Annotated in this window: 25 protein-coding genes and 1 pseudogene; 15 read left to right on the forward strand and 11 right to left on the reverse strand. The window is 68.2% G+C overall.

What is annotated here, in order from left to right; all coding sequences use genetic code 11:
* Nucleotides 1-28: 28 nt before the first annotated feature.
* Entirely contained in the window at nucleotides 29-1,084 is a 1,056-nt protein-coding gene (locus AC1RRW_RS06510; protein ID WP_492899796.1) for a L,D-transpeptidase family protein, read from the forward strand.
* Nucleotides 1,085-1,099: 15 nt separating this feature from the next.
* On the opposite strand, the gene phnE is transcribed toward AC1RRW_RS06510, so the two are convergent.
* Genes phnE through AC1RRW_RS06530 form a run of 4 tightly spaced genes read right to left on the reverse strand, consistent with a single transcriptional unit; the run spans nucleotide 1,100 to nucleotide 5,465 of the window.
* Nucleotides 1,100-1,924 (reverse strand): phosphonate ABC transporter, permease protein PhnE, encoded by an 825-nt coding sequence (phnE, locus tag AC1RRW_RS06515; RefSeq protein ID WP_492899797.1) that lies wholly within the window; start codon nucleotides 1,922-1,924, stop codon nucleotides 1,100-1,102.
* On the reverse strand, nucleotides 1,921-2,694 hold the full coding sequence (locus AC1RRW_RS06520; RefSeq protein WP_492899798.1) for a phosphonate ABC transporter ATP-binding protein: 774 nt from the start codon (nucleotides 2,692-2,694) through the stop codon (nucleotides 1,921-1,923). The genes phnE and AC1RRW_RS06520 overlap by 4 nt, the downstream gene beginning before the upstream one ends.
* Nucleotides 2,695-2,704: 10 nt before the next feature.
* A complete protein-coding gene (locus AC1RRW_RS06525) occupies nucleotides 2,705-3,580 on the reverse strand; it encodes a phosphate/phosphite/phosphonate ABC transporter substrate-binding protein (RefSeq protein ID WP_492899799.1) in 876 nt (291 codons plus the stop codon).
* Nucleotide 3,581: 1 nt separating this feature from the next.
* Nucleotides 3,582-5,465: a cytochrome c peroxidase gene (locus tag AC1RRW_RS06530; RefSeq protein ID WP_492899801.1), complete on the reverse strand. Its 1,884-nt coding sequence runs from the start codon at nucleotides 5,463-5,465 to the stop codon at nucleotides 3,582-3,584.
* A gap of 319 nt (nucleotides 5,466-5,784) precedes the next feature.
* Between AC1RRW_RS06530 and AC1RRW_RS06535 the strand changes: the two genes are divergently transcribed.
* From AC1RRW_RS06535 to AC1RRW_RS06580, 10 genes are all read left to right on the forward strand, one after another.
* The gene (locus AC1RRW_RS06535) at nucleotides 5,785-7,125 is read left to right on the forward strand and encodes an Nramp family divalent metal transporter (RefSeq protein ID WP_492899802.1); all 1,341 of its coding nucleotides are present in this window, start codon (nucleotides 5,785-5,787) and stop codon (nucleotides 7,123-7,125) included.
* 56 nt (nucleotides 7,126-7,181) lie between these two features.
* Complete coding sequence (locus AC1RRW_RS06540) at nucleotides 7,182-7,592, forward strand: hypothetical protein (RefSeq protein ID WP_492899803.1); 411 nt, start codon at nucleotides 7,182-7,184, stop codon at nucleotides 7,590-7,592.
* Between the two features lie 48 nt (nucleotides 7,593-7,640).
* Nucleotides 7,641-8,135 carry a copper chaperone PCu(A)C gene (locus AC1RRW_RS06545; RefSeq protein WP_492899804.1) on the forward strand — a complete coding sequence of 165 codons (495 nt, stop codon included), beginning with the start codon at nucleotides 7,641-7,643 and terminating at the stop codon, nucleotides 8,133-8,135.
* 8 nt (nucleotides 8,136-8,143) lie between these two features.
* Nucleotides 8,144-8,764 carry an SCO family protein gene (locus AC1RRW_RS06550; RefSeq protein ID WP_492899805.1) on the forward strand — a complete coding sequence of 207 codons (621 nt, stop codon included), beginning with the start codon at nucleotides 8,144-8,146 and terminating at the stop codon, nucleotides 8,762-8,764.
* Nucleotides 8,761-9,309, forward strand: a complete 549-nt coding sequence (locus AC1RRW_RS06555) for a TlpA disulfide reductase family protein (RefSeq protein ID WP_492899807.1) — start codon at nucleotides 8,761-8,763, stop codon at nucleotides 9,307-9,309. Before AC1RRW_RS06550 ends, AC1RRW_RS06555 begins: the two co-directional genes overlap by 4 nt.
* Before the next feature lie 91 nt (nucleotides 9,310-9,400).
* Nucleotides 9,401-9,793, forward strand: a complete 393-nt coding sequence (locus AC1RRW_RS06560; protein WP_492899808.1) for a hypothetical protein — start codon at nucleotides 9,401-9,403, stop codon at nucleotides 9,791-9,793.
* 170 nt (nucleotides 9,794-9,963) lie between these two features.
* Nucleotides 9,964-10,284 carry a hypothetical protein gene (locus AC1RRW_RS06565; protein ID WP_492899809.1) on the forward strand — a complete coding sequence of 107 codons (321 nt, stop codon included), beginning with the start codon at nucleotides 9,964-9,966 and terminating at the stop codon, nucleotides 10,282-10,284.
* Nucleotides 10,284-11,021, forward strand: coding sequence for a cytochrome c biogenesis CcdA family protein (locus AC1RRW_RS06570; RefSeq protein WP_492899811.1), 738 nt, complete (start codon nucleotides 10,284-10,286; stop codon nucleotides 11,019-11,021). The genes AC1RRW_RS06565 and AC1RRW_RS06570 overlap by 1 nt, the downstream gene beginning before the upstream one ends.
* A 16-nt stretch (nucleotides 11,022-11,037) precedes the next feature.
* Nucleotides 11,038-11,481 carry a disulfide bond formation protein B gene (locus AC1RRW_RS06575; RefSeq protein WP_492899812.1) on the forward strand — a complete coding sequence of 148 codons (444 nt, stop codon included), beginning with the start codon at nucleotides 11,038-11,040 and terminating at the stop codon, nucleotides 11,479-11,481.
* Nucleotides 11,478-12,131 carry a DsbA family protein gene (locus tag AC1RRW_RS06580; RefSeq protein ID WP_492899813.1) on the forward strand — a complete coding sequence of 218 codons (654 nt, stop codon included), beginning with the start codon at nucleotides 11,478-11,480 and terminating at the stop codon, nucleotides 12,129-12,131. Before AC1RRW_RS06575 ends, AC1RRW_RS06580 begins: the two co-directional genes overlap by 4 nt.
* A 141-nt stretch (nucleotides 12,132-12,272) precedes the next feature.
* Here the strand turns inward: AC1RRW_RS06580 and AC1RRW_RS06585 are convergent, their stop codons facing one another.
* The gene (locus AC1RRW_RS06585; RefSeq protein WP_492899814.1) at nucleotides 12,273-12,668 is read right to left on the reverse strand and encodes a hypothetical protein; all 396 of its coding nucleotides are present in this window, start codon (nucleotides 12,666-12,668) and stop codon (nucleotides 12,273-12,275) included.
* 264 nt (nucleotides 12,669-12,932) lie between these two features.
* On the opposite strand from AC1RRW_RS06585, the gene uvrB reads away from it, so the two are divergent.
* The 4 genes and pseudogenes from uvrB to AC1RRW_RS06605 all read left to right on the forward strand — a co-directional run bounded on the left by uvrB (nucleotide 12,933) and on the right by AC1RRW_RS06605 (nucleotide 17,888).
* Nucleotides 12,933-15,593: an excinuclease ABC subunit UvrB gene (uvrB, locus tag AC1RRW_RS06590; protein ID WP_492899815.1), complete on the forward strand. Its 2,661-nt coding sequence runs from the start codon at nucleotides 12,933-12,935 to the stop codon at nucleotides 15,591-15,593.
* A 171-nt stretch (nucleotides 15,594-15,764) separates the two neighbouring features.
* Nucleotides 15,765-15,890: pseudogene (locus AC1RRW_RS06595) on the forward strand (DUF559 domain-containing protein); the annotation flags it as partial.
* 352 nt (nucleotides 15,891-16,242) lie between these two features.
* On the forward strand, nucleotides 16,243-16,536 hold the full coding sequence (locus AC1RRW_RS06600) for a hypothetical protein (protein ID WP_492899816.1): 294 nt from the start codon (nucleotides 16,243-16,245) through the stop codon (nucleotides 16,534-16,536).
* A 713-nt stretch (nucleotides 16,537-17,249) separates the two neighbouring features.
* Nucleotides 17,250-17,888, forward strand: a complete 639-nt coding sequence (locus AC1RRW_RS06605; RefSeq protein WP_492899817.1) for a glutathione S-transferase family protein — start codon at nucleotides 17,250-17,252, stop codon at nucleotides 17,886-17,888.
* Nucleotides 17,889-18,230: 342 nt separating this feature from the next.
* Here the strand turns inward: AC1RRW_RS06605 and AC1RRW_RS06610 are convergent, their stop codons facing one another.
* The 6 genes from AC1RRW_RS06610 to AC1RRW_RS06635 form a co-directional block, all read right to left on the reverse strand.
* A complete protein-coding gene (locus tag AC1RRW_RS06610) occupies nucleotides 18,231-19,661 on the reverse strand; it encodes a TRAP transporter large permease (protein ID WP_492899818.1) in 1,431 nt (476 codons plus the stop codon).
* A complete protein-coding gene (locus AC1RRW_RS06615) occupies nucleotides 19,658-20,230 on the reverse strand; it encodes a TRAP transporter small permease subunit (protein WP_492899851.1) in 573 nt (190 codons plus the stop codon). The genes AC1RRW_RS06610 and AC1RRW_RS06615 overlap by 4 nt, the downstream gene beginning before the upstream one ends.
* Before the next feature lie 317 nt (nucleotides 20,231-20,547).
* Complete coding sequence (locus AC1RRW_RS06620; RefSeq protein WP_492899820.1) at nucleotides 20,548-20,961, reverse strand: DUF4112 domain-containing protein; 414 nt, start codon at nucleotides 20,959-20,961, stop codon at nucleotides 20,548-20,550.
* A gap of 397 nt (nucleotides 20,962-21,358) precedes the next feature.
* Nucleotides 21,359-21,568 (reverse strand): cold-shock protein, encoded by a 210-nt coding sequence (locus AC1RRW_RS06625; protein ID WP_054210450.1) that lies wholly within the window; start codon nucleotides 21,566-21,568, stop codon nucleotides 21,359-21,361.
* Between the two features lie 481 nt (nucleotides 21,569-22,049).
* The gene (locus AC1RRW_RS06630; RefSeq protein ID WP_492899821.1) at nucleotides 22,050-23,042 is read right to left on the reverse strand and encodes an ABC transporter ATP-binding protein; all 993 of its coding nucleotides are present in this window, start codon (nucleotides 23,040-23,042) and stop codon (nucleotides 22,050-22,052) included.
* A complete protein-coding gene (locus tag AC1RRW_RS06635) occupies nucleotides 23,039-24,016 on the reverse strand; it encodes an ABC transporter ATP-binding protein (RefSeq protein ID WP_492899822.1) in 978 nt (325 codons plus the stop codon). Before AC1RRW_RS06635 ends, AC1RRW_RS06630 begins: the two co-directional genes overlap by 4 nt.
* Nucleotides 24,017-24,052: the final 36 nt, after the last annotated feature.

The following is a 24,052-nucleotide window of genomic DNA, read 5'->3' on the forward strand; positions in this document are numbered from 1 at the left end:
GTCAGCTTCGTCGGCGCAAAATTCTCGCATGCTCTCACACATCCGCTTCTCGACCCTGCGCCTTGCCCTCGCGCTCCTGCTCGGGACCTTCGTCCTGTCCGGCTGCGTCACCGGCGAGGGTGACGACCGCCATCTCCAGCCCCTTCCGGCGCGACTGATCTCGGACATGTCCGCCAAAGGCATGAGCCAGAGCGATCCCATTCTCGTGCGCATCTTCAAGAAGGAGAGCGAGCTCGAGGTCTGGAAGCGCGACCGCAGCGGCCAGTACGCCCTGCTCAAGACCTATCCGATGTGCCGCTGGTCGGGCCAGCTCGGCCCCAAGAAGCGCGAGGGCGACAGGCAGGCGCCGGAGGGGTTCTACACGGTCACCGCCGACATGATGAACCCGCGCTCGCAATACTACCTGTCCTTCAACCTCGGCTATCCCAATCCGCTTGAGAAGTCGCAGGGCTATTCCGGCTCGGCGCTGATGGTCCATGGCGCCTGCACCTCGTCAGGGTGCTTCGCGATGACCGACGAGGGCGTCACCGAGATCTACGGCCTGGCGCGCGAGGCCTTCGCCGGCGGGCAGCGCAGCTTCCAGGTCCAGGCGCTGCCTTTCCGGATGACGCCGGAGAACATGGCGCGCCACCGCAACAACGCCAACTTCGCCTTCTGGCAGAACCTGAAGGAGGGCTCCGACCATTTCGAGGCGACGAAGCAGCCGCCCAAGCTCGCCGCCTGCGGCCGTCGCTACGTCTTCAACGCCAGGGACGGCTCGGCCCCGATGGTCGCCGGCGCGCCATGTCCGGCGATCGAGATCGACCCCGGCGTCCAGCCGCTCGTCTCGCAGCGACAGCAACGCGACCAGGCCCGGTTCGCGGAACTGGTCGGCGGCGGTTCGCCAGCCGTGAGCTACGCCTATGACGATGGCGGCATGCACAAGAGCTTCCGGGCGATGCTCAAGAGCCTCGGCCCCGAGCGCATGCAGCCCATGGTCGCCGGCAAGGTCGAGATCAGCCGGCCCGAGGCGGCGCTGGCCGATCCCTTCAACGGCGACGACGACAACGCCTCGGCGTTCAGCACGGGCTCGCTCGGCAAGTAAAGATCGCCGGCGCGATCAGCGCAGCATGCGCCGGATCATGCCGTTGGCGAGCTCGATCAGGATCACGAAAGCGACGACGACGAGCGTCAGCGTCGCGACCTTCCGGTACTGGAAGGTCCGGACATAGACCTGGATGTAGAAGCCGATGCCTCCGGCCCCGACGATGCCGAGGATCAGCGACTCGCGCAGGTTCATCTCGAACCGGAACAGCGTGTCGCGGACGATGTCGGGCCTCATCTGCGGCCAGACGCCGAAACGCAGCTTCTGCAGCAAGCCCGCGCCGGCGCTGTCGAGCGCCTCGATCGGGGCCCGGTCGATCCCGTCGATCGCCTCGGCATAGAATTTCGCCAGCATGCCGGTGGCGTGGAAGGCGATGGCGAGAATGCCCGGCAACGGGCCCAGGCCCACCGCGCCGACCATCAGCATCGCGACCAGGATGAGCGGAATGCCGCGGATCGCCGCCAGCAGCCCCTGCACCGGCCTGTGCAGCCAGGACGGCGTCAGCGTCTCGGCCGCGAGCGGGCCGAGCACGAGGGACAGCATGATGCAGCCGAGCGTGCCGAGCACCGCGATGCGCAGGGTCTCGGCCGAGGATTCGAGCACGACGGGCAGCACCGACGGATCCGGCGGCAGCATGCGTCCGAGGAAATCGGCGATCCGGCCGCCGCTGCTGGCGAGCTTGTCGAGTTCGATCTCGCTGCCGCTCCACGACCAGACGGCCACCGCCGCCAGGACGAGCGTCAGCAGGAACGGCGCATGGGAACGCGAGCGCTCCACGCGGTCGCGGCGCGGCGAAGCGGCCTTGGGCGCGGCGGTGGCGAGACCGTCCCGCGCGCTCATCGGGCCGGCTCCGGGACCGGGCCGGCGTCCTCGTAGATGCCGGCCAGCGTCTCGTCGCGCAGCGCCTCCGGCGGCCCGTCGAAGACGATCTTGCCTTGGTCCATCGCGATGAAGCGCCCGACATAGCGGCCGATCAGCCGGGGCTGGTGCGAGGACAACAGCAGCGCAGCGCCGCGCCGCGCCGCGCAGTCCCGCAGCAGATCCAGGACCGCCGCGGCGGTGACGGGGTCCAGGTTGCTGACGGGCTCGTCGGCCAGCAGCAGCGCGGGCTCCTGCGCCAGGCAGCGCGCGATCGCGACACGCTGGCGCTGGCCCCCGCTGAGCCGGTCGACGCGCTTGCCGGCCATCCCGGCGATGCCGACATCGGCCATCGCCCGCTCGACGGCCTCCCCGTCCGCGTCGCCGAAGCGCCCGAGCAGGGAGGCCCAGGGACCGGCCCGGCCGAGCCTGCCGTTCAGCACGTTCCGGCGCACATCGTCCTGCTCGACCAGCGCGAACTCCTGGAAGACGAAGCCGGTCTGTCGGCGCTGCTCGCGCGGCGGCGGTCGGGACGGGTCGATCGGCTGGCCCAGCACGCTCGCCTTGCCCGAAAAACCGCGCAGCCGCCCGTCGAGCAGGCGCAGCAGGGTCGACTTGCCGGCGCCCGACGAGCCGATCAGCGCCACGGCCTCGCCGGCCGCGACGCGCAGTTCCGCGATGGCGAGGCTGTCGCGCGCCTCGCGCGGATAGCGGAAGGTCAGGTCGTCGAGCGCGATGGCGCTGGCCGTCATGGCGGATGCCCTACTTCATCAGCCCATAGGCCCTGGCCAGATCCCTGACACCGTCGAAGCTCGCCAGATCGGCCGCGACATAGCCGTCCGGACTGTAGACATGCTTGAGCAGGGCCAGGTTCTCCGCCTCGTTGAGCTTGAGCATGGCGGCGACGAACCTCTCCTTGAGCGCCGGATCGAGATCCTTGCGGGCGATGACGACATGCGAGGGGATCGGCTTCGATTCGGCGATCCATTTCACCCGCGGCTGCTGGTCGGGCGGCAGCAGGAGGTCGGCGTATTGGCTGACGCCGGCGGCGTCGACCAGGCCAGCCGCCATGGCGGCCATGGCCTGCTGGTAACCGCCGGCGAAGAACACCTTGCCGAAGAAGCGCCTGGGGTCGTCGCCGGGCTTGAGCAGACCTTTCTCGACGAAGATGTCGAGCGGATAGAGATAGCCCGATTCCGAGATCGGATCGGCGAAGGCGATCGTCTTGCCCTTCAGATCGGCGGGCGTCTGGAACGGGCCGTCGCGGCGCACGAAGATGCGCCCGGTATAGGTCGGGCTGCCGCGATAGACCTCGGCCAGCACGGCCGTCGCGCCGGTCTGGGCGTTGGCGAGGACATAGGGCAGCGCGCCCATGAAGGAGATGTCGGCATCGCCGTTGCGCAGCGCCTCGACGGCGGCGGCATGGTCGCTGCCGACGAAGCCGCGCACCGGCATGCCGAGCTGCTTGCCGAGCCAGGCCGAGATCACCTTGATGTCGCCCTGGAGCTTTTCGGGGTTTTCCTGCGGGATGAAGGCAAGGACCAGATCCTTGCGCTTCTGCGCCAGGGCCGGAAACGGCAGGGCCGCCGCGAGCCCGGCGAGAAGCAGGCGGCGGCGGTCGAGCATGGCGCGCTTCATCTCAATACATCTCCTTGTCGTATTCCACCTGCAGCGCCTTGAAGCGCTTCCAGCTCGTCTCGCTGGCGGACCAGTCGCCGGCGGCGATCGCCTTGCGCATGTCGTGCAGCAGGTCGGACATTTCGGCAGCCCTCGGCTTGGCGAGCGGATGGCTCGCGCCGCTGGCGTCGGCGGCGAGATCGTTTGCGACCGTCTCCAGCATCAGTTCGGCATGCCTGGCGTCGCGCCTGGGCAGCAGCGTGTCGAAGGTCGTGGCGAAGGTGGTCAGTTCCTCCCAGGCCAGACGGAACACGGTCTCCTTGCCCTCGAACTTCTGATAGGGCTCGTTGGCGTCGCCGATGGCGTCGAGATAGGCGGTCAGATCGTCTCGCTCCCGCTTGGCCAGCCTGAGCTTGTAGCGGTCGTCGAACCAGTCGACGACGCTGGCCAGGGTCGGCAGCGAGCCGTCATGGAAATAGGGCGCGGTGAATTTCGCCCCGAGCAGCGTCGGCGTGTCGAACGCGCCGTCGCGGGCGCCGGCATAGCCCGGCTTGGCCGAGCCGATGTCGTGCGTCTTCTTGTCGAGGAAATTGGCCGAGGGCGTGTGGCAGGTGGCGCAGGCCTTGCCGTCCATCTGCGGGAACGGCCTGTTGAACAGCCTCTCGCCGCGCAACTCCGAGGCGGAGGCCTTCCCGGTCAGCCGGCCGCGATTGTCGATCTTGTCGTTGGGCAGGAAGTCGAACTCCTGCATGTAGGCAACCAGCGCATCGAGCACGAAGGACGTCGGCTCGTCGCCGCCGAACTCGTTGACGATGACGTTGCGGGTGAAGTCGCGCAGGCTGGCGAAGCGGCCGTCGCGACCGTAGGGGCCCGTGAAGCGCAAGCCCCGCAGCGAGGGGATGTCGAGGCTCGCCCGGCGATGATCGTTGAAGTCCGGGTTGAAGAACGAGCCGCGCACATCGATCGCGCCCTTCTGGTGGCTCAGACCTGGAATGAAGAACGAGTTGTTGACCTCGCTGCGGTTGTGGCAGGTCGAGCACGCTAAATTGAGCGACTTCGCCGGCTCGCCGAAGATGTTCGGGCTGTCGAACAGCATATCGCCATAGGCGACGAGGGGCAGGTCCGCTTCCTTGATGCCGCGCTGCTCGAAATTGAGGACGAGTTTTGGCAGCGGATCCTGGTTGAGCTTTCGGCTGCCGGGCGGCAGCCAGGGCGTGACCTTGACCTCGCCGCGCGCGATGACGACGCTCTCGGGCACCGGCGTCAGGCTCTGGCGCGGCGTGAAGCGCTCGGGCTCGAAATTCGCGACGAGATAGTCCTCGACGACCTTGCGCGCCGCCGCGAACGCTTCCGGCTCCGGCGCGACCGCGCCGATGCCGAGCACGCCCTGCGAGCCGGCGCTGCTGGTCAGCTCCAGCCAGGCGAGGCCGAGCCGTTTGCCGGCTTCCGGATCGGTCTGGTCGACGAACTCGCCGAAGGCGCGGTAGAGCGCCCGCGCCTCCAGCACCTTCTGGTTCGCCTTGCCGGGAGCGGACAGGCTCTCGCCCGCCTCGGCCAGCGTCCTGCGAGTGAGCCGGGAGACCGCGCGCGTCGCACTCTCGTAAAACGCCTGCCGGTCCCGGGCCGAGATCGCCTTCTCGATCGCGCCGGCGGCGTCGCCTGGCAAGCTCTCGAAGAAGCTCTTGGGAGAGCGCGAGATCGCGGCGGCGGCGTGCTTCTGGTCGTAGGCCTCGCTGATCAGATCCCAGACGACCGGCTTGAGGTTGCCGACGAAGATCATGCTGCGATAGCCGGCCGCCGCGGGATGCCAGGGCGTCTCGACGCCGACATCGGCGCGGGCGGGGACGCTCCACCCCGGCGCCCCTGTCAGCACGATCCCCAGGACCGCGAAAAATCCGAGTCGCATAACCTGCATCCTAACTGCCACTGCGATCCATTCGCATAAAGCCGCGCCGACATTATCGCGACGCGAGGCGGAGTCAATGCAGTTGCGACCTAGTCGCAATTAGGTCTGAAGGCGGGACTGCCGTCGAGCCAACCATCATGGATCCGCAACCGGCCGAACGTCCCCATCCAGACCTCCCACCTCAAGCAGATCGAGAAACCGCACGGCGTCGCGCCGCAAACCTCTGGAGCGATCGCCCCCCCGATTCCGTCCGAGATTGACAAGGCCGGGACAATGCCGATAAATGCTCTTGCGAATTAATTGCAATTATAGGACCGAGATGCTCAACAAGGTCGATGCCGCCGAAACCGGCTGGCGCAAGGCGCGCGGCGAACCGTCCCTGCTCGACGTCTTCCGCACCATCCCGGTCGCGCCCGGCGCGACGCCGTGGCGCAAGTTCCTCGCCTTCTTCGGCCCGGGCTATCTCGTCGCCGTCGGCTACATGGACCCAGGCAACTGGGCGACCTCGCTCGCCGGCGGGGCGCAGTTCGGCTATACGCTGCTCTTCGTCGCGCTTCTCTCCAACATCATGGCGATCACCCTGCAGGCGCTCTGCGCCCGGCTCGCCATCGGCTCGGGCCGCGATCTCGCCCAGGCCTGCCGCGACGCCTATCCCCGCGCCGTGTCATGGCCGCTCTGGCTGATGGCGGAAATCGCGATCTGCGCCACCGACCTCGCCGAGGTGATCGGCACCGCGATCGCGCTCAACCTGCTCTTCGGCATGCCTCTCGAGATCGGCGTCGTCGTCACGGCCCTCGACGTCTTCGTCATCCTGTGGCTGCAGAACAAGGGCTTCCGCTGGATCGAGGCGTTCATCATCACGCTTCTCGGCGTGATCGTGCTCAGCTTCGGCATCCAGATCGCGCTGGCGGACCCCGATTGGGGCCAGGTGATCCGGGGCTTCGCGCCGACGACGCAGATCGTCACGAATCCGCAGATGCTCTATCTCGCGCTCGGCATCATCGGCGCGACCGTGATGCCCCATAATCTCTATCTCCACTCGGGCATCGTGCAGACGCGGGCCTTCGGCGAGAGCGTGCCCGAGAAGCGCGACGCGCTGAAATGGGCGACGCTCGACTCCACCGTCGCACTGATGTTCGCGCTCGTGGTCAACGCCTCGATCCTGATCCTGGCGGCGGCGACTTTCAACAAGACCGGCCAGACGACGGTCTCCGAACTGGCGCGAGCCCATGAACTGCTGGCGCCGCTGCTCGGCCTGTCGATCGCGCCGACGCTCTTCGCCGTCGCGCTGCTCTGCTGCGGACTGAACTCCACGGTAACCGCGACCATGGCCGGCCAGGTCGTCATGGAGGGCTTCCTCGACATCAAGCTGCCGGCCTGGGTCAGGCGGCTCGTCACGCGCCTGGTCGCCATCATCCCCGCGATCCTGGTGACCTGGCTCTATGGGGCCAGCGAGACCGGCAAGCTGCTGATTCTCAGCCAGGTCATTCTCGGCCTGCAACTGCCTTTCGCGATCGTGCCGCTCGTCATGTTCACCGCATCGAGGAGCAAGATGGGCGAGCTGGTCGCGCCGAAATGGCTGACCGTCACCGCCACACTGATCGCCGCGACCATCATCGCGCTGAACATGAAGCTGCTGTTCGACCTCGCCACGGGTTGATCCTGATCCGCCATGTCGCATTGCGGAGCCCGCCGCGCCCCGCTATGCCAAGGCCCGTGACAGCGAAACCGACCAGAACCGTCTTCCTGCGGGCGCTGCTTGCCCTGACGGTGGCCCATGTCCTGCTGCTGCAAGGCCTGTTCGCGAGCGCCGCCGCCGGCTCCCGCCTCGCCATGTCGGTCGGCGAGTCCGGCCTGACGCAGGCCCTTTGCTCGGGAGCGCAGGCTCCCGGCGGAGCCGTGCCGGACCAGAGCCCGAACCACGCGGCCGCGCGGTCCCCCTGTTGCGCCTGGGGCGTTTCGGCCGTCCTCGACCCGGTCGCTCCCCCGGCATCGCCGGCGACCGCCATCCCCTATCTCGCCGGCGCCAGCGACCCCATCCCGTTCGGGCAGGTGGTTCCGACGGCGATCCTGTTTCGCGTTGCGACCGCGCAGGGGTCGCGCGCGCCGCCCCGCCTCGAAGCGTGACCCGAGCGCCGGCCTCGCCGGCTCCATCACCTTTTCGAGGATCCATCCATGAAGCGTTTCGCAACTGGCGCCGCCGGCGTCGTCCTGTCTCTGGCGGTCCATGCCGCCAACCCTGTCCGCGCCCAGGACTATGCCGTAGGGCCGCTCAAGATCGGCCATCCCTGGGCCAGGGCGACGCCGCCCTCGGCGAAAATGGGCGGCGGATTTCTCAGCATCGAGAATACCGGCACGGAGCCCGACCGTCTGGTCGGCGGCTCGACCGAGGCGGCGGCTCGGGTCGAAATCCACGAAAGCACCCTCACGGACGGCATCATGCGGATGCGCCAGAGAACGGGCGGCGTCGACGTTCCGCCCGGCCAGACGGTGGAGTTCAAGCCGAGCGCCCTGCATCTGATGCTCGTCGATCTCAAGGCGCCGCTCAAGCAGGGCGATAAGGTCAAGGCCAAGCTGGTCTTCGAGCGCGCCGGCGAGGTCGAGGTCGAACTGCAGGTGCAGGGCGTCGGCGCGTCGCAGCCGGCCGCGAGCGGCCATGCCGGGCACTGAGGCGCCTCATGCCCGTCCTCAAACTGATCCGTTACGGCGCCTGGGCCGGCGTCGTTCTCGTCGCAATCGTCGGGGCCGCCATCCTGCTGGGGTGGTGGCAGGTCGGGGGTCCTGATCGTTCGACGGCCGACGGCGCCTCCGCGCAGGGCGCGCCGGCCATCGGCGGCGCCTTCACGCTGGTCGACCACACCGGCAAGACGGTCACCGACGCCGACTTTCGCGGCAGGCCGATGGCGGTCTTCTTCGGCTTCACGAACTGCCCCGATGTCTGCCCGACAACGTTGGTGCGGATGGCCGACCTGATCGGAAAGATCGGCGCCGCCGCGGATCGCCTGCAGGTTCTGCTCATCACGGTCGACCCAGAGCGCGACACGCCGGAACAGCTCGCGCTCTACCTCAAGTCCTTCGATCCGCGGGTGGTCGGCCTGACCGGCTCGCGCGAGCAGATCGATGCGGCGCTCGCCGCCTACATGGCCTATGCGAAGAAGGTCCCGACCGAGAACGGCTACACCATGGACCACACGGCCTCGGTCTATCTGATGAAGGCCGACGGCCGCTTCCGCACGATGATCGACTACCACGAGGAGGAGGCTTCCGCGCTGGAGAAGGTGCGCATGGTGCTCCGATGAGCCCTCTTGGGCGCAGGGCGTTCGTCGCCGCGACGCTGGCGGCGATCGCGATCGCGGCGGCGTCCGGCCTTCTCATCGCGACGCGACGAGGACAGCCGGCAGATCCGGTCCTGGCCGGGCTGACGATCGAGACCGCCGACGGACGCCAGCTGCCGGCCGAGGCGTTTCGCGGCCGCTTTATCCTGCTCAACGTCTGGGCGACCTGGTGCCCGCCCTGCGTCAAGGAGATGCCGTCGCTCGACCGGCTGCAGGCGATGAAGGGCGACAGCGGCTTCGAGGTGGTTGCGCTGTCGATCGACCGGCAGGGGCTGGATGTCGTGCAGCCGTTCTTCCGGCGCACGGGCCTGACCCGCCTGGCCATCTATCTCGACCGCGAGGCCAGGAGCATGCCGGCCCTGAAGATCACCGGACTGCCCACGACCCTGCTCATCGATCCGGCCGGCCGCGAAATCGCCCGCTGGCCGGGGGCGCGGGAGTGGGACCAGCCGGCGACGGTGGCGGAAATCGACGAGCGTATCGCCAAGTCCGGGGAAACGACGCGATGATCCCCGCGGCCGCCAGCAGGACAGGTCAACAGAACGAGAGGCGGCGGCGGCGCGATTGCTCGCGCCTGACCGCCCGGGCTATTCTCCGGTCATGACGACGATCGTAACCTCGCGGGATCCGGGGCGCGGCCTTCTGGCTGCCGCCTGCGGTCTCGTGCTGACGTTCCAGTTGATGGCGAGCGCGCTTGCCGGCAGCACCCATCTCGCCGCCAGGTTCGACGCCGGAGAAACCTCTCGCGTCGAGATATGCGGCGCCACGCCGGATTCGAAGCGTGATCGGACGCCCCATGTCGAGGGCGTCAATGCCTGCTGCGTCTGGGCGAAATCTGTCGCGCTCGCGCCGCTGACTCCTCCTGCGCCGGCCTCGCCGATCCCGGGACGCGCCGAACCGGCCACGACGATCTTCGCGCAGCGCGTCGACGCGTCGGCTTCGTCCAGTCCGCACGGGCCGCCACAGGCCACGGGTCCACCAAGCCGGAGCTGAAGGGCGAGCCTTCAGGCGGCCTGCGGCGGCATAGCGCGCAGGCCTTCCATTCCATACCCGCCGACCCCGGGCGTGAGCGCGGACGCTCGCAATGCCGGGGCCTGGGCGACACGACATCCTGTTTTCGAGGCCCGAAATTGATCGGACCAGCGCTCAGATCCAGACGGCCCGTGCTGTCGGCGGTCGCCATGGCGACGCTGGCGGTCGCCGTCGGCTATGTCGTGGTCGCGCTCTCCGTCGACCGCGACGGCGCCGAGGTGGTAGAGCCGCTCCTGAAGCAGTTGAACGTCAAGGACCTGCCGGCCTTTCCCGATCCGGCGGGCGCGTCGGTTGGCCGGCCGGCGATCTCGGGCCTGCCCGCCACGATCCTGCCCGGCCCCGGCGGCTCCGAAGAGGAGCGCTGGCATGGCGTCGAGGCATGGGACCAGAAGTCCATGACGGACGAGATCGCCGCGCTCCTCGCCGATCGTCCTGGAAGGCAGGCCCGCTGATGGAGATCGCCAACATCGGCATCTGGGCGGCGCTCGCGGCCGGCGCGGTCTCGTTCCTGTCGCCCTGCGTCCTGCCGCTCGTCCCGGGCTACGTCTCGTATATCGCCGGCGGCTCGGCCGCGGCCGTCGATCCGCCCTCCCGATCCTCGTCGCGGCTGAAAGCCGTCGTGATGAGCGCCTGGTTCGTGCTCGGCTTCTCGACGGTCTTCGTGCTGCTCGGCGCGGGCGCGGGCGCGCTGAGCCACCTCCTCCTCGTCTATCGCTACGAAGCCGGCATCGTCGGCGGCGCGATCGTCCTCATCTTCGGCGTTTTTGCGACGGGGCTCGTGCGTCTGTCCTGGATGGAGCGCGAGCTCCGGGTCCAGACGCCGATCGCCGGTGGCCGGCCGGTGGGCGCCTATCTGATGGGCCTCGCCTTCGCCTTCGGCTGGACGCCCTGCATAGGCCCCGTTCTCGGCGCCATCCTGACGGTCAGCGCGACCTCGACCTCGGCTTCGGGCGGCGTCGCGCTGCTGAGCGTCTATTCGCTCGGCCTCGCGATCCCCTTCCTGCTGACGGCGCTGTTCGCCGACGGCATGACGGCGAGACTTCGCCGCCTGCGCGGCGCGGGGCGCGCCCTGCAGATCGTGGCCGGGGTCGTCATGATCGCGATGGGTCTCGCCATGATGTCCGGCCAGATCACGACGATGGCCTTCTGGCTTCTCCAAACCTTCCCCTTCCTCGCAACAATCGGATGAAAGGCATGCTTCCCACATGACCGGCAGCGACAGCGCCGCCAGCGGAAACGACCGCTGGCTCTATCTCTTCATCGCCTGGATCGTCGCGCTCGCGGCGAGCCTCGGCGCGCTCTTCATCGGCGAAGTGGTCGGCCAGGCTCCCTGCAGCCTGTGCTGGCATCAGCGCGCCTTCATGTTCCCGCTCGCGGTCCTGCTCGCGGTGGCGAGCTTCCGGGGCGACGCGGGCGCCTGGCTCTATGGGCTGCCCCTGGCCGCCATCGGCATGGCGATCGCCGGGTTCCACAGCCTGCTCTATGCCGGCTTCATCCCCGAAGGCATCCAGCCCTGCTCGCAGGGGCCATCCTGCGCCAGCGCCGACATGACGATCCTGGGCATGCTGCCATTGCCCTACCTGTCCGTCGCTGCCTTCGCCGCGATCGCGATCGCCCTTCTCGCTTCCAGACCAAAGGCCGCGTCATGAACCGCAGAACCCTTGTCGTCCTGACCGGCGTCTTCGCGCTGGCGGTCTTTTCCGGCGCGACCGTCTTCCATCAGAACGAGCAGGCCAAACGGGCCCGCGCCATCGCGGCCTCGCGCGCCGAGGCCTTGATCCGCGACCATTCGCCGATCATCGGCCCCGCGAACGCGCCCGTCACGATCGTCGAGTTCTTCGATCCGTCCTGCGAGGCCTGCCGCGCCTTCTATCCGCCGCTCAAGCAGATCCTCGGGCTCTTCCCCAACGACGCACGGCTCGTCATCCGGTATGCGGCATTTCACGAGAGTTCCGATCAGGCCGTCAGAATCCTCGAGGCATCGCGCCTTCAGGGCAAGTTCGAGGCCGTCCTCGTGGCGCTGCTGGAGTTCCAGCCGGAATGGGCGGATGACGCCAAGCCCGATCTCGAAAAGGCTTGGGCGCGGGCGCGGGAGGCGGGCCTCGACATCGAACTCGCCAAGCGCGACGTGGCTCGGCCGGAAATCCAGGAAATTCTGGACAAGGATGCCGCGGACGTGAAGGCGCTGGAGGTGACGCGGACGCCGACCTTCTTCGTGAACGGCCAGCCCCTCACCGAATTCGGCCCGCGACCGCTCTACGAGATGGTCAAGCGCGAGGTCGAGAAAGCGCGGAAATAAGACATCGGCGCGTGTCAGGACGCCTGCCCATCCCTTCGCCGGGCAGCAAGCGAAGCGGCGCTGCTCGTGGCGGCGGCGCCGGGTGAGAGAACGGCCGGCGTGTCGGCCGGGATGCCGCCGGCCGGACTCCGGCCGGTCGAGCTACTTGACCCAAAGCCGCAATGGCACGCTTGTCACGCCCGGGCAGTTGATGAACGACATCTGGTCCTCGGCGAGAACGCCGGAAAAGCGGCATTCTTTGCCGTCCAGGGTCATTCTCGCCGAGAACCTGGCGCCGGAGATCGCCTGGCTGATCACGATGCTTCCCGTTTTTTCGTTGACCTCGGTCGGCATGCAGGTCGCCATGTGCTTCATGCGAAGCGGGCCCGCGAACTCTTGGGACCGAAACAAACCAGCCCGGTTCGGCGAGATCGTCGCGGCGATGGCCCATTCGCCCGTATACCCGAACCTGCCGAGCAGTTCCGTCGAGCGTGCTTCCGACACGCCGAAAAGCGTCGCGCCGAGCAGGAACGGCAAGATCGAGAGCCGATTGCTCATTGCCGCGATCTCCATGACGCGACAGGCTATCACGAGCCGCGCCCGCGGCAAGCCGTGCGTCAAGCGGACTCGCCCGGTCTTCCACCGCTTCGTCGCCATGATCCTGCCGGTGGATCCTGCATCCAGCGCGTCTCGGCAGCAAGGCCGCCCGGCCGATCGAGGCGCCGGCCTGCCGCGAGTATCCTGCCACCTCCTGTCACCACTCACTCCCGCCATGCGCCCTGCCCTCTCGCGCGGGCCGGCGTTCCGCCCCATATTGCGGCCATGCCAAAGCTCCCGGACGCCGCCAAAGCCAGCCCTCCGAAGGCCAAGCCCCCGAAGAAGCCGGCTTCCGCCCGGACGCCGAACTCCAAGGCGACCAGGCCGGAGCTGAAGCCGCTGGAGGGCTATCTCGCCGACCTGCTCAACCCGGCGATCAATCGCGGCAATGCGGTGCCCGGCGGCGCGACCGGCTTCAAGGACACGCCCCAGGCCGGCTACGAGGGCGAGACCCGCCCCGGCGACGCCGCGCCGAAGCGGAAGGTCGGCAAGAAGGCCGATTCCGCCTTCGACGGCATCGAGGGCGAGACCGCCGCGAGCCTCACCGCGCAGTCGCTGCAGGCGCTGCTGGAAACCGGCAGCCCGTTCATCGACCCGGGCAAGGCCTGGACGCCGCATCGGCCGGCGCGCCCGGACAAGTCGGAGGGCGGCATCCGCTTCCGGATGAACTCGGAGTTCGAGCCGGCCGGCGACCAGCCCGCCGCGATCGCCGATCTCGTCGACGGGGTGCGCCGGCAGGAGCGCGACCAGGTCCTGCTCGGCGTCACCGGCTCGGGCAAGACCTTCACCATGGCGCAGGTGATCGAACGCACGCAGCGCCCGGCGCTGATCCTCGCCCCGAACAAGACGCTGGCCGCGCAGCTCTATGGCGAGTTCAAGAGCTTCTTCCCCGACAACGCGGTCGAGTATTTCGTCAGCTATTACGACTACTACCAGCCCGAGGCCTATGTGCCGCGCTCGGACACCTATATCGAGAAGGAATCCTCGATCAACGAGCAGATCGACCGGATGCGCCACTCCGCGACGCGCTCGCTCTTGGAGCGCGACGACGTCATCATCGTCGCCTCGGTCTCCTGCATCTACGGCATCGGCTCGGTCGAGACCTATACGGCGATGACCTTCGGCATCAAGCTCGGCGAGACAATCTCGCAGCGCCAGCTCATCGCCGATCTGGTGGCGCTGCAATACAAGCGCACCCAGCACGATTTTACCCGCGGCTCCTTCAGGGTGCGGGGCGACGTCATCGAACTGTTCCCGGCCCACTACGAGGACCGCGCCTGGCGCATCGGCCTGTTCGGCGACGAGGTCGAGGGCATCGCCGAGTTCGATCCGCTCACCGGCCAGAAGACCGCCGACCTGGAGTTCGTCAAGGTCTACGGCAATTCGCACTACACCACGCCGCGCCCGACGCTGACCCAGGCGGTGAAGTCGATCAAGGAGGAGCTGCGCGGCCGCCTCGACGAGCTCAACCGCATGGGCCGCTATCTCGAGGCGCAGCGGCTCGACCAGCGCTGCACCTTCGACATCGAGATGATCGAGGCTACCGGCTCCTGCAACGGCATCGAGAACTATTCGCGCTATCTCACCGGCCGCAAGCCGGGCGAGCCGCCGCCGACCCTGTTCGAATACCTGCCCGACAACGCGCTGGTCTTCACCGACGAGAGCCATGTCACCGTGCCGCAGATCGGCGGCATGTATCGCGGCGACTTCCGCCGCAAGGCGACGCTCGCCGAATACGGCTTCCGCCTGCCCTCCTGCATGGACAACCGGCCGCTGCGCTTCGAGGAATGGGACGCGATGCGCCCGCAATCGGTGCATGTCTCGGCGACGCCCGGCTCCTGGGAGATGGAGCGCACCGGCGGCGTCTTCACCGAGCAGGTCATCCGCCCGACCGGGCTGATCGACCCGCCGGTCGAGATCCGCCCCGCCAAGCACCAGGTCGCCGACCTGCTCGACGAGATCAGGGAGGTCACGGCCAAGGGCTACCGCACGCTGGTCACCGTGCTGACCAAGCGCATGGCCGAGGACCTGACCGAATATCTCCATGAGAACGGCACGCGGGTGCGCTACATGCACTCCGACATCGACACGATCGAGCGCATCGAGATCCTGCGCGACCTCAGATTAGGAGCGTTTGATGTTCTGGTCGGCATCAACCTGCTGCGCGAGGGCCTCGACATCCCCGAATGCGGCTTCGTCGCCATTCTCGACGCAGACAAGGAAGGCTTCCTGCGCTCCGAGACCTCGCTGATCCAGACCATCGGCCGCGCCGCGCGCAACGTCGACGGCAAGGTCATCCTCTATGCCGACCACATTACCGGCTCGATGGAGCGGGCGCTGGCCGAGACCAGCCGCCGCCGCGAAAAACAGCTCGCCTACAACGAAGAGCACGGCATCACGCCGCAGACGATCAAGCGCGCCATCGGCGACATCCTCGGCTCGGTCTACGAGCGCGACCACGTCACGGTCGACGCCGGCCTCGCCACGCCGGCGGCCGGGCACAATTTCAAGGCGGCGCTGGCCGATCTGGAGAAGCGCATGCGCGAGGCGGCGGCCGACCTCGAATTCGAGACCGCCGCGCGCCTGCGCGACGAGATCAAGCGCCTGCAGGCGACGGAGCTGGCGATCTCCGACGACCCGCTGGCAAGGCAGGGCGACGTCGAGGCGTCGGCGGGGAAATACAAGGGCGAGCGGGCCTATGGCGCGAGCGCGAACCTGCCGACGCGGGCGCGGAAGCCAACCGACGCCGACATGGGCCCGCACAATTTCGGCGGCGGCGAGGGTAAGCCGATGACGCGTGCGCGGCCGAAGAAGCCGACGCTGGATGAGATGGGGCCGAGGGTGGAGGCGCGGCCGGTTGGGGCGGGGAGGAGGGGAAGGAAGTAGCGCGCTCGCCGATCCTGCCATACACTGACATGACTATACGGCAGTATACCTGTCTTTGCTAGGTAGGGATGGCGGAATGATAGAGAAGTAGAAGCTGACCGCAGGAATCGTCGGAACGATATTCCAAAAAAATCGGCCCTCTATTGAAGAACTGGCTGGGAGCGCGACTATGATGCCGCCCGCACCGCCGAGATCGAGCGGCATGGTTTCGTCGTCCTGCGATTCACGAATGCTCAGGTGCTTGATGACCGGGACGAGGTTCTTGCCACCATCCGCCATGCGGCGGCAGGAAGGTAGAGCGCTGGAAGAACCCCTCTCCCGGATGGGAGAGGGGCAGGGGTGAGGGACCGCCGCTGGTTGGTAAAGCGAGACGGAGCCGTTGCGCCCTTAAACTAAAACGGCGGGCCCTCATCCGGCCCTCCGGACCACCTTCTCCCATCCGGGAGAAGGAAAAGAGGCGTCTCACCCGGCCAAACCGGACCAGTCTTCGACAGGATCGACTTCCGCCTCGGTTGTATGCTTAACTTGGGCCCACTCCGCCGAAGCCGTGCAAAGACCCCTCTCCACCCCGCCAAACCCACCGGAACAATCACCCCCTCCCCCTGTTTCCCGCAAAAGGGCCGTCCGGCCCCAATCAGGGAGAGAAACGATGTCCAGAACCACCATGAGCCTCGCCGCGTTCGGCTTCGCATTGGCCGGCTCAATGGCCCAGGCGCAGACCGCGCCGGCGGCGCCAAACACCACGCCGATGCCGCCGACGACCTGCAGCGCCGCCGAACTCGCCAAGATGAACGCCGAAACCGCCAAGATGACGGACGCGACCAAGAAGGCGGCCGCCATGAAGGAAATGACCCTGGCCACCGACATGATGGCCAAGGACGACATGAAGGCCTGCGCCACCCATCTCGGCAACGCCATGAAGATGATCCCCGGCCAGAGCTGAGCGGCCGGTCGCGAAGGGCGCTGGAAGAACCCCTCTCCCGGGTGGGAGAGGGGCAGGGGTGAGGGACCGCCGCCGGTTGTCGAGGCGAAACGGAGCCGTTGCGCCTTCTTGCTGAACCGGCAGGCCCTCATCCGGCCCTCCGTGCCACCTTCTCCCATCCGGGAGAAGGGATAGAGGCGGCGGTGAAATCCCCGTGGCAAGACCCCTTAATCCCCGCCCCCAAAGACCTGTGCGACAAGTCTCCTGCTCCGCCCGACCAAGGGGGCTGTCGCGAGGCATCGTGCGGCCGGGCGGGGTAGCGGTGTCCATGGTCGCGGCCGTTGCGGGTCGAGGCCAGGGAGGTGTCGTTCGCCAGACGGGCCGAAACAGGCAGGCCCGTGTCCTCGCCGGACTCCCACTGACGACGAACCCGAAAGAGAACCGCGCGCGGGGTTCGGGCGGCGGCGGATGGCGCTGCTCGACTTATCGGCTCGACTTCGACATCGGCACGCGGCCGTCGACCGCGGCGCCGTCCGGACCCCGCGCATCCCCCTTGGATACGCACTGGACTACCGGAAACCCTCGCGGCGAGAGCCGGCGAGGTTTTCCGTGCGTGCCGGTCCTGCCATCGCGCGTCCGGGCGCGGGGCCCGCCTCCGCGATGGCGGGCGGCACTGCCGTCTTGCCTGCGCCACATCGGCGGGCCACGCTTCGGCAAACCGGAGGAGACGGACGATGACGCAGGAGCTCGTGCTCTACACCAACCCGATGTCGCGCGGGCGGATCGCGCGCTGGATGCTGGAGGAGGTCGGCCAGCCCTACCGGGCCGAGATCCTCGGCTTCGGCCCGCCGATGAAGGGGCGCGACTACACCGCGATCAACCCGATGGGCAAGGTGCCGGCGCTGCGGCACGGCACGGCGGTGGTGACCGAATGCGCCGCGATCTGCGCCTATCTCGCCGACGCCTTTCCGGATGCCGGCCTCGCTCCCGCGCCGGGCTCGGCCGAGCGCGGCGCGTATTACCGCTGGCTGTTCTTCGGAGCCGGGCCGGTCGAGGCCGCGACCACCAACCGCGCGCTCGGGGTCGAGGTCCCCCAGGACAAGGAAGGCTTCGTCGGCTACGGCGCCTACGAGACCGTGCTGGACACCCTGCAGGAGGCGCTGAAGGCCGGGCCCTATCTGCTCGGCGAGCGTTTCAGCGCGGCCGACGTCTATCTCGGCTCGCAGCTCTCCTGGGGCGCGCAGTTCGGCACGATCGAGAAGCGTCCCGGCTTCGAGGACTATATCGGCCGCATGACCGGCCGCCCGGCGGCGAAGAAGGCCAGCGTCATCGACGACGCGCTGATGGCCGAGCAGAAGGCGGCGCAGGGGTAGGTCGCCGCCCACCCAGCGCATACCGCACCGCGGCAAGGCCGGGCGCCCGGCGCTTTCGCCGCGCCCAGGTTGGCGCGACAGGAGCTGTCACCGATTGCCTTCGCGCATGCCGGAGCCGACCCGCGCAAGGCGTGACATGACCGACATCGCCGCACCGACCCGGCCTCCGGCCGCACCCTGGCGCCGGATTTCGGCTGCCTCGCCGCCTTCGGGGCGGCCGTGACGATCTGGAGCGCGCTCAGGCTGCCCGAGACGCCGCATCCCGAGGACCGCAAGCCGATCGAATTCGCCAGCGCCGCCGGGGCGGCGGCGATCGTCCGTCTTGCATCGGCTTTCGCCGCCTCAGTTCTTCGGCGGGTCGAAGCTCGGCAGGTTGAGGTTGTCCATCGAGGGCAGGCTCTGGAACTGGCGCTCGATCGCGGTCGGGTCGAGATTGGCCGGCTTTTCGAGCCAGTAGGTCACCATGCCGGGGAAGACGATCATCAGCGCCACGAGGATCAGCTGCAGGGCGATCCACGGGATCGAGCCGAGATAGATGTCGCGGCTCTTCACCTCCGGCGGCGCGATGCCGCGCAGATAGAACAGCGCGAAGCCGAATGGCGGGTGCATGAACGAGGTCTGGATGTTGGCGCAGATCAAGAGGCCGAACCAGATCAGGTTGATGTCGAGTTTTTCCGCGGCCGGGGTCAGCAGCGGAATGATGATGAAGGCGATCTCGAAGAAGTCGAGGAAGAAGGCGATGAAGAAGACGAACACCATCGTGAACGACAGGAAGCCGATCTGGCCGCCCGGCAGCCCGGTCAGCATGTGCTCGATCCACAGCCCGCCGCCGACGCCCTGGAAGACCAGGCTGAAGACGCGCGCCCCGATCAGGATGAAGGTCACCATGGCCGTGATCCGCATCGTCGAGGACATCGCCTGATAGGTCAGCTTCCAGGTCAGCGTGCGGTAGCAGGCCGCCAGCACGAGCGCGCCGACCGCGCCCATGGCGCCGGCCTCGGTCGGCGTGGCGAGGCCCATGAAGATGGTGCCGAGCACGAGGAAGATCAGCGCCGCGGACGGCACGATGCCGCGGATGCATTTCCAGGCCAGCGGCCAGCCGCGCAGGGTGCGCGCCTCCGGTGGCAGGGCCGGCACCTGCTCGGGCCTGACGATCGAGAGGATCACGACCCAGACGCAGAACAGCGCGACCTGCACGATGCTGGGGCCGATCGCGCCGGCATACATGTCGCCGACAGACTTGCCCATCACGTCGGCGAGCACGACCAGCACGAGCGAGGGCGGGATCAGCTGCGTGATCGTGCCCGAGGCCGCGATCACGCCGGTCGCGTGCTGCATGTTGTAGCCGTAGCGCATCATCACCGGCAGCGAGATCACGCCCATGGCGATGACCGAGGCCGCGACCGTGCCGGTGATCGCGCCGAGGATCGCGCCGACGAAGATGACCGCATAGGACAGCCCGCCGCGGACCTTGCCGAAAAGCTGGCCGATCGAATCGAGCAGGTCCTCGGCGAGGCCGCAGCGCTCCAGCACCGCGCCCATGAAGGTGAAGAACGGGATCGAGAGCAGAAGGTCGTTGGAGATGATCGAGAAGAGCTGGAAGGTCAGGTTGCCCATGTAGTTATGGGTGATGACGCCCATCTCGATGGCGACGAAGCCGAAGAACAACCCCACCGCCGCCAGCGAGAACGCGGCCGGGTAACCGATCAGCAGAAAGAGCACCAGGCCCCCGAACATCATGGGGCCCAGGTTGTCGCGGATGAGATCGATCATTGCAGCGGCTTCTCGTAAGCGTATTCGTGCACATGGAAGCCGCGCAGCGCCGCGGCGCGCTTGATCATCTCGGAGACGCCCTGCAGCAGGATGAGGCCGAAGCCGACCGGCAGCAGCAGCTTGACCGGCCAGCGGATCAGGCCGCCGGCATTGTTCGACGATTCGTTGATCGCCCAGGACTGGACGAACCAGGGCCAGGTGAACCAGATCATGATGATGCACATCGGCATCAGGAAGATCGCGCCGCCGAGCAGGTCGATCCAGTGCCGGGTCCGGTCCGAGACCATGCCGTAGATCAGGTCGACTCGGACATGCTCGTTGACCTTCAGCGTGTAGGCCGCCCCCAGCAGGACCATGCCGGCGAACATGTACCATTGCAGCTCGAGCCAGGCGTTCGAGCTGTTCGAGATCAGATAGCGGATGGTGGCGTTGCCGGCGCTGACGAGGCAGGCCAGCAGCACGAGCCAGCTCGCGACGACGCCGAGCCATTCACCGAGCCGGTCGATCGCCCGGGTCAGCGGCATGAGCTGCCGGCAGAAGGTCCAGGCCAGCCAGACGGAGGCGATCATGCCTCCGATGGTCGCCAGGGCAAGCCAAAGCTTGAACATGGTCCGTGGTCCCCGGTCGTCTTGTCGTTGTCGGCCAGGCCGCATAGCCAAGACGGCATGCCGCCCGGCGCAGGCAGGAGGAAGGACAATCGGTGCTGGCCATGCACCAACTCGCTATCGGCTATGCGCTTAGCCGATCCATGGCGTGTTGATCAAGGCCTGCCGGACCGGGATCGGCCCGGCCGCGATCATGCGGCGGATCGCCGGAACGCGCCATGCCGGGCGTCGCCGGCACGCCGGCCGACGGCCATTTCGGGGATCGGGGCGCCGGGCGGCGCTCAGGCCCGCTCCAGCCCGGCCAGATGCGCGTCCAGCAGCGCCATGTTGCGCTTGTTGGCGCGGAAGAAGACGTCGCCGACCCAGCCGGCCAGCGGCACGATCGAGATCGCGAAATCGAGGCCGAGATTGCCGAGCATGCGCGCAAGCATCGTCTTCGGCGCGCCGAGCCGGTGCGCCTCCCAGATCAGATAGCCCGAGAGGCCCTTGGCGACGAGCGTGCCGGCGCCCGGGATGAGGTTCAGCGCCGCATCCGCGCCCATGCGGATGTTCGTGCCGGGGATGCGGAAGGCCGCGTCGAGCAGGCGCGCCAGCGCGGCGAGGCGGCCGCGGGTCGCGGCGACGTCGCCGCCCGCGAAGCGGCGGGCCCCGTCGAAGGCGGGGTGGGCGTAGGCTGAGCGGAACGTCGAGATCATCGCTGATCTTCCAGAAGCGCGGCCCGTCGCCGAGGGCGTCGCGGAGGTGGAAGAGTCCGACATCGCGGCAGGGACGAAATTCTGCCGCCAGAGGGGCCCGGACCCGGCTTCCCACGAGATCGCGACGATGATCGGGAAATTCAAGATGAGGCCATCCCCTCGGCCTCATTCCGAGGAGCAGCCGAGGCTGCGTCGCGAAGGATGAGGGTCCGGGAATGCCGATTGAGGAGAGGGGCGCATCCGCGCCGCAGCGGGGCCGAGCCCCATCTGGTGTTTCAACCGCCGCCTCTTGGCGACGGGCATGCCGGGAATCGTCTTCCAGTCCGTCACAGATCGTAGAGATTCGCATTGGCTCGGGAGGCGTCGCCGCCGATCGGCCCCCCGTCTGGGGTTTGCATCAAGCGGTCTTGAGGTTCACCGCCGAGGACTTGCCGGTCTTGCGGTCGGCCTCGAGATCGTAGCTGATCTTCTGACCTTCGTTCAGGCCGCGCATGCCCGAGCGCTCGACAGCGCTGATATGCACGAAGACATCGCTGCCGCCCTGGTCGGGAGTGATGAATCCGTAGCCCTTGGTTTCATTGAACCATTTCACGGTACCCGTGCTCACGTGCTGTTCCTTCAGTCTCAGTTTCGGGCCGGCTCATGCCGTCCCGGAGGCCAGTGTGGGCACATTCCGCGCAGGTTGCAATGACGCGCCGCAACACGGACCCGCGCGCGGGCGCCGTGTCGTGTTCAAGCGCCGCGCTGTCCGCCTCCTCCCCCGCTTGCGGTGAAGAAGGGGACGAGGTCCGGATGCGGCTGGCGCGGCCCGGCCCGGACGACGGGCCCCTGCCCGATCAGCCCGGCTCCCGCATGAACGGCGGGAAACATGTTTCCAGAGAGGCCGGTCCCGTGACGCAATATGTGATCGATCCGCCCGCAACGGCGCGCCGCGCCAGAGTTCCGACCTCGCCAAGCATATCTGCAACGTGCCGGAGACGATCGCCTATCTCTCCGGCCTGATCCTCACCGGCACGCTCGAAGGCGCGATCGCCGGCGTCGGCACGGTGCGCACGCGCATCGTCTGATCCGCGCGTCGAGGCGGGGCCTCACAACGGCGCGAAGTGGCAGGCCGAGAGCCGGTCCGGCGCGACCTCGCGCAAGGCCGGCCGCTGCGCCTTGCAGCGCGGCTGGACCAGCGGGCAGCGCAGATGGAAATGGCAACCGGCCGGCGGTGACAACGGCGAGGGCAATTCGCCCGCGATCGGCCTGAACGCCGTCGTCACACCCCCGGTCAGCACCAGCTTCGGCACGGAATCGAGCAGCGCCTGGGTGTAGGGATGCTGCGGCCTGGCGTAGACGGCCCGCGTCGCGCCGAGCTCGACGATCCGGCCGAGATACATGATCGCGACGCGGTCGCAGAGATGGCGGACCACGCCGAGATCATGGCTGATGAACAGCATGGTCAGGCTCAAGTCCCGCCGGAGCTTCAGGAACAGGTTGATGATCTGCGCCTGGATCGAGACGTCGAGCGAGGCGACCGGCTCGTCGCAGACCAGCATGTCGGGCTGCATCGCCAGCGCCCTGGCGATGGCGATGCGCTGGCGCTGCCCGCCCGAGAACTGGTGCGGATAGCGCGCCGCGAAGGCCGGATCGAGCCCGACCGTCGCGAGCCATTGGCCGACATAGTCGCGCGCAGCGGCCTTCGTCGTCAGCCGATGCGCCAGCGGCCCCTCCGCGATCGTGTCGCCGACCTGCATGCGCGGATCGAGCGAGGCGAACGGATCCTGGAAGATCATCTGCACGCGGGTCGTGGTCTTGCGGCCATGGGCCATGACCGGCTCGCCGGCGACCGCCGCCGTGCCGTCGCTGGGGGCCAGGACGCCGGCAATGAGCCGGCCGAGCGTGGACTTGCCGCAGCCGCTCTCGCCGACGAGACCGAGCGCCTCGCCCTTGGCGATGGTCAGCGAGACGCCGTCGACCGCGTGCGTGATCCGCGCATCGACCGGCTGGCCGAGCTTGGCGGCGATCTTCTGGCCGAAGGTGATGCGCGGCGCGAAGCGGCGCGAGACGTTGCGGACGTCGAGGAAGGCGTCGCTCATGCCGCGACCTCCAGCCCGAGCGGGTGCCAGCAGCGGTGCTGCCGCGCGCCTTCGGTCAAGAGCGCGGGCATCGCGGCGCAGGCTGAATCCGCCCTCGGGCAGCGCGGCGCGAAGGCGCAGCCGGGCGGCAGGGACAGCAGCGAGGGCGTCGTGCCGGGGATCTGGACGAGGTCGCGGCCGGGCTCGGCGCGGGCCGGCAGCGAGTCGAGCAGTCCCTGGGTGTAGTGATGGCGCGGATCGCGCAGCACGGCCGCCGTCGGCCCGGCCTCGACGATGCGGCCGGCATACATCACCGCGATCCTGTCGGCGAGCGAGGACACCGTGGCGAGGTCGTGGCTGATCCAGATCAGCGCCATGCCGAGCTCGGCCACCAGCGACTTCATCTCGGCCAGGATCTGCGCCTGGATCGAGACGTCGAGCGCGGTCGTCGGCTCGTCGGCGATCAGCAGTTCGGGATCGTGCAAAAGCGCGATCGCGATCGCGACGCGCTGACGCATGCCGCCGGAGAATTCGTGCGGAAACGCGCCGAGCCTTCGCGCCGCGTCGGGAATGCCGACGCGGGTCAGGACCCGCACGCTGCGCTCGCGCGTGCGCTGCTCGCCGCCGACGCCATGGGCCTCGAGCGCCATCCTCATCTGCCTGCCGATGGCGATGACCGGGTTCAGCGTCGTCGCCGGGTCCTGGAAGACCATGGCCATGCGCTTGCCCCTGAGCCGGCGCAGCCGGGACGGCGCCATGCCGACGAGTTCCTCTCCGCCCAGTCTGACCGAGCCCGAGGCGATTCTGCCGGGCGGATCGATCAGCCCGAGCAGCGAGAAGCCGGTGACGCTCTTGCCGGAACCGGACTCGCCGACGAGCCCCATGACCTCGCCCTTGCGCAGCGAGAAGGAGACGCCGTCTACGGCCTTCACCACGCCGGCGCGGGTGTGGAAGTGGGTGGCGAGGTTTTCGACCTGAAGGAGGGGGGCGGTCATGGATCGCCCTCCCCGTCATTGCGAGGAGGCGCAGCC

Source organism: Allobosea sp. GW821-FHT12C12 (assembly GCF_058807355.1).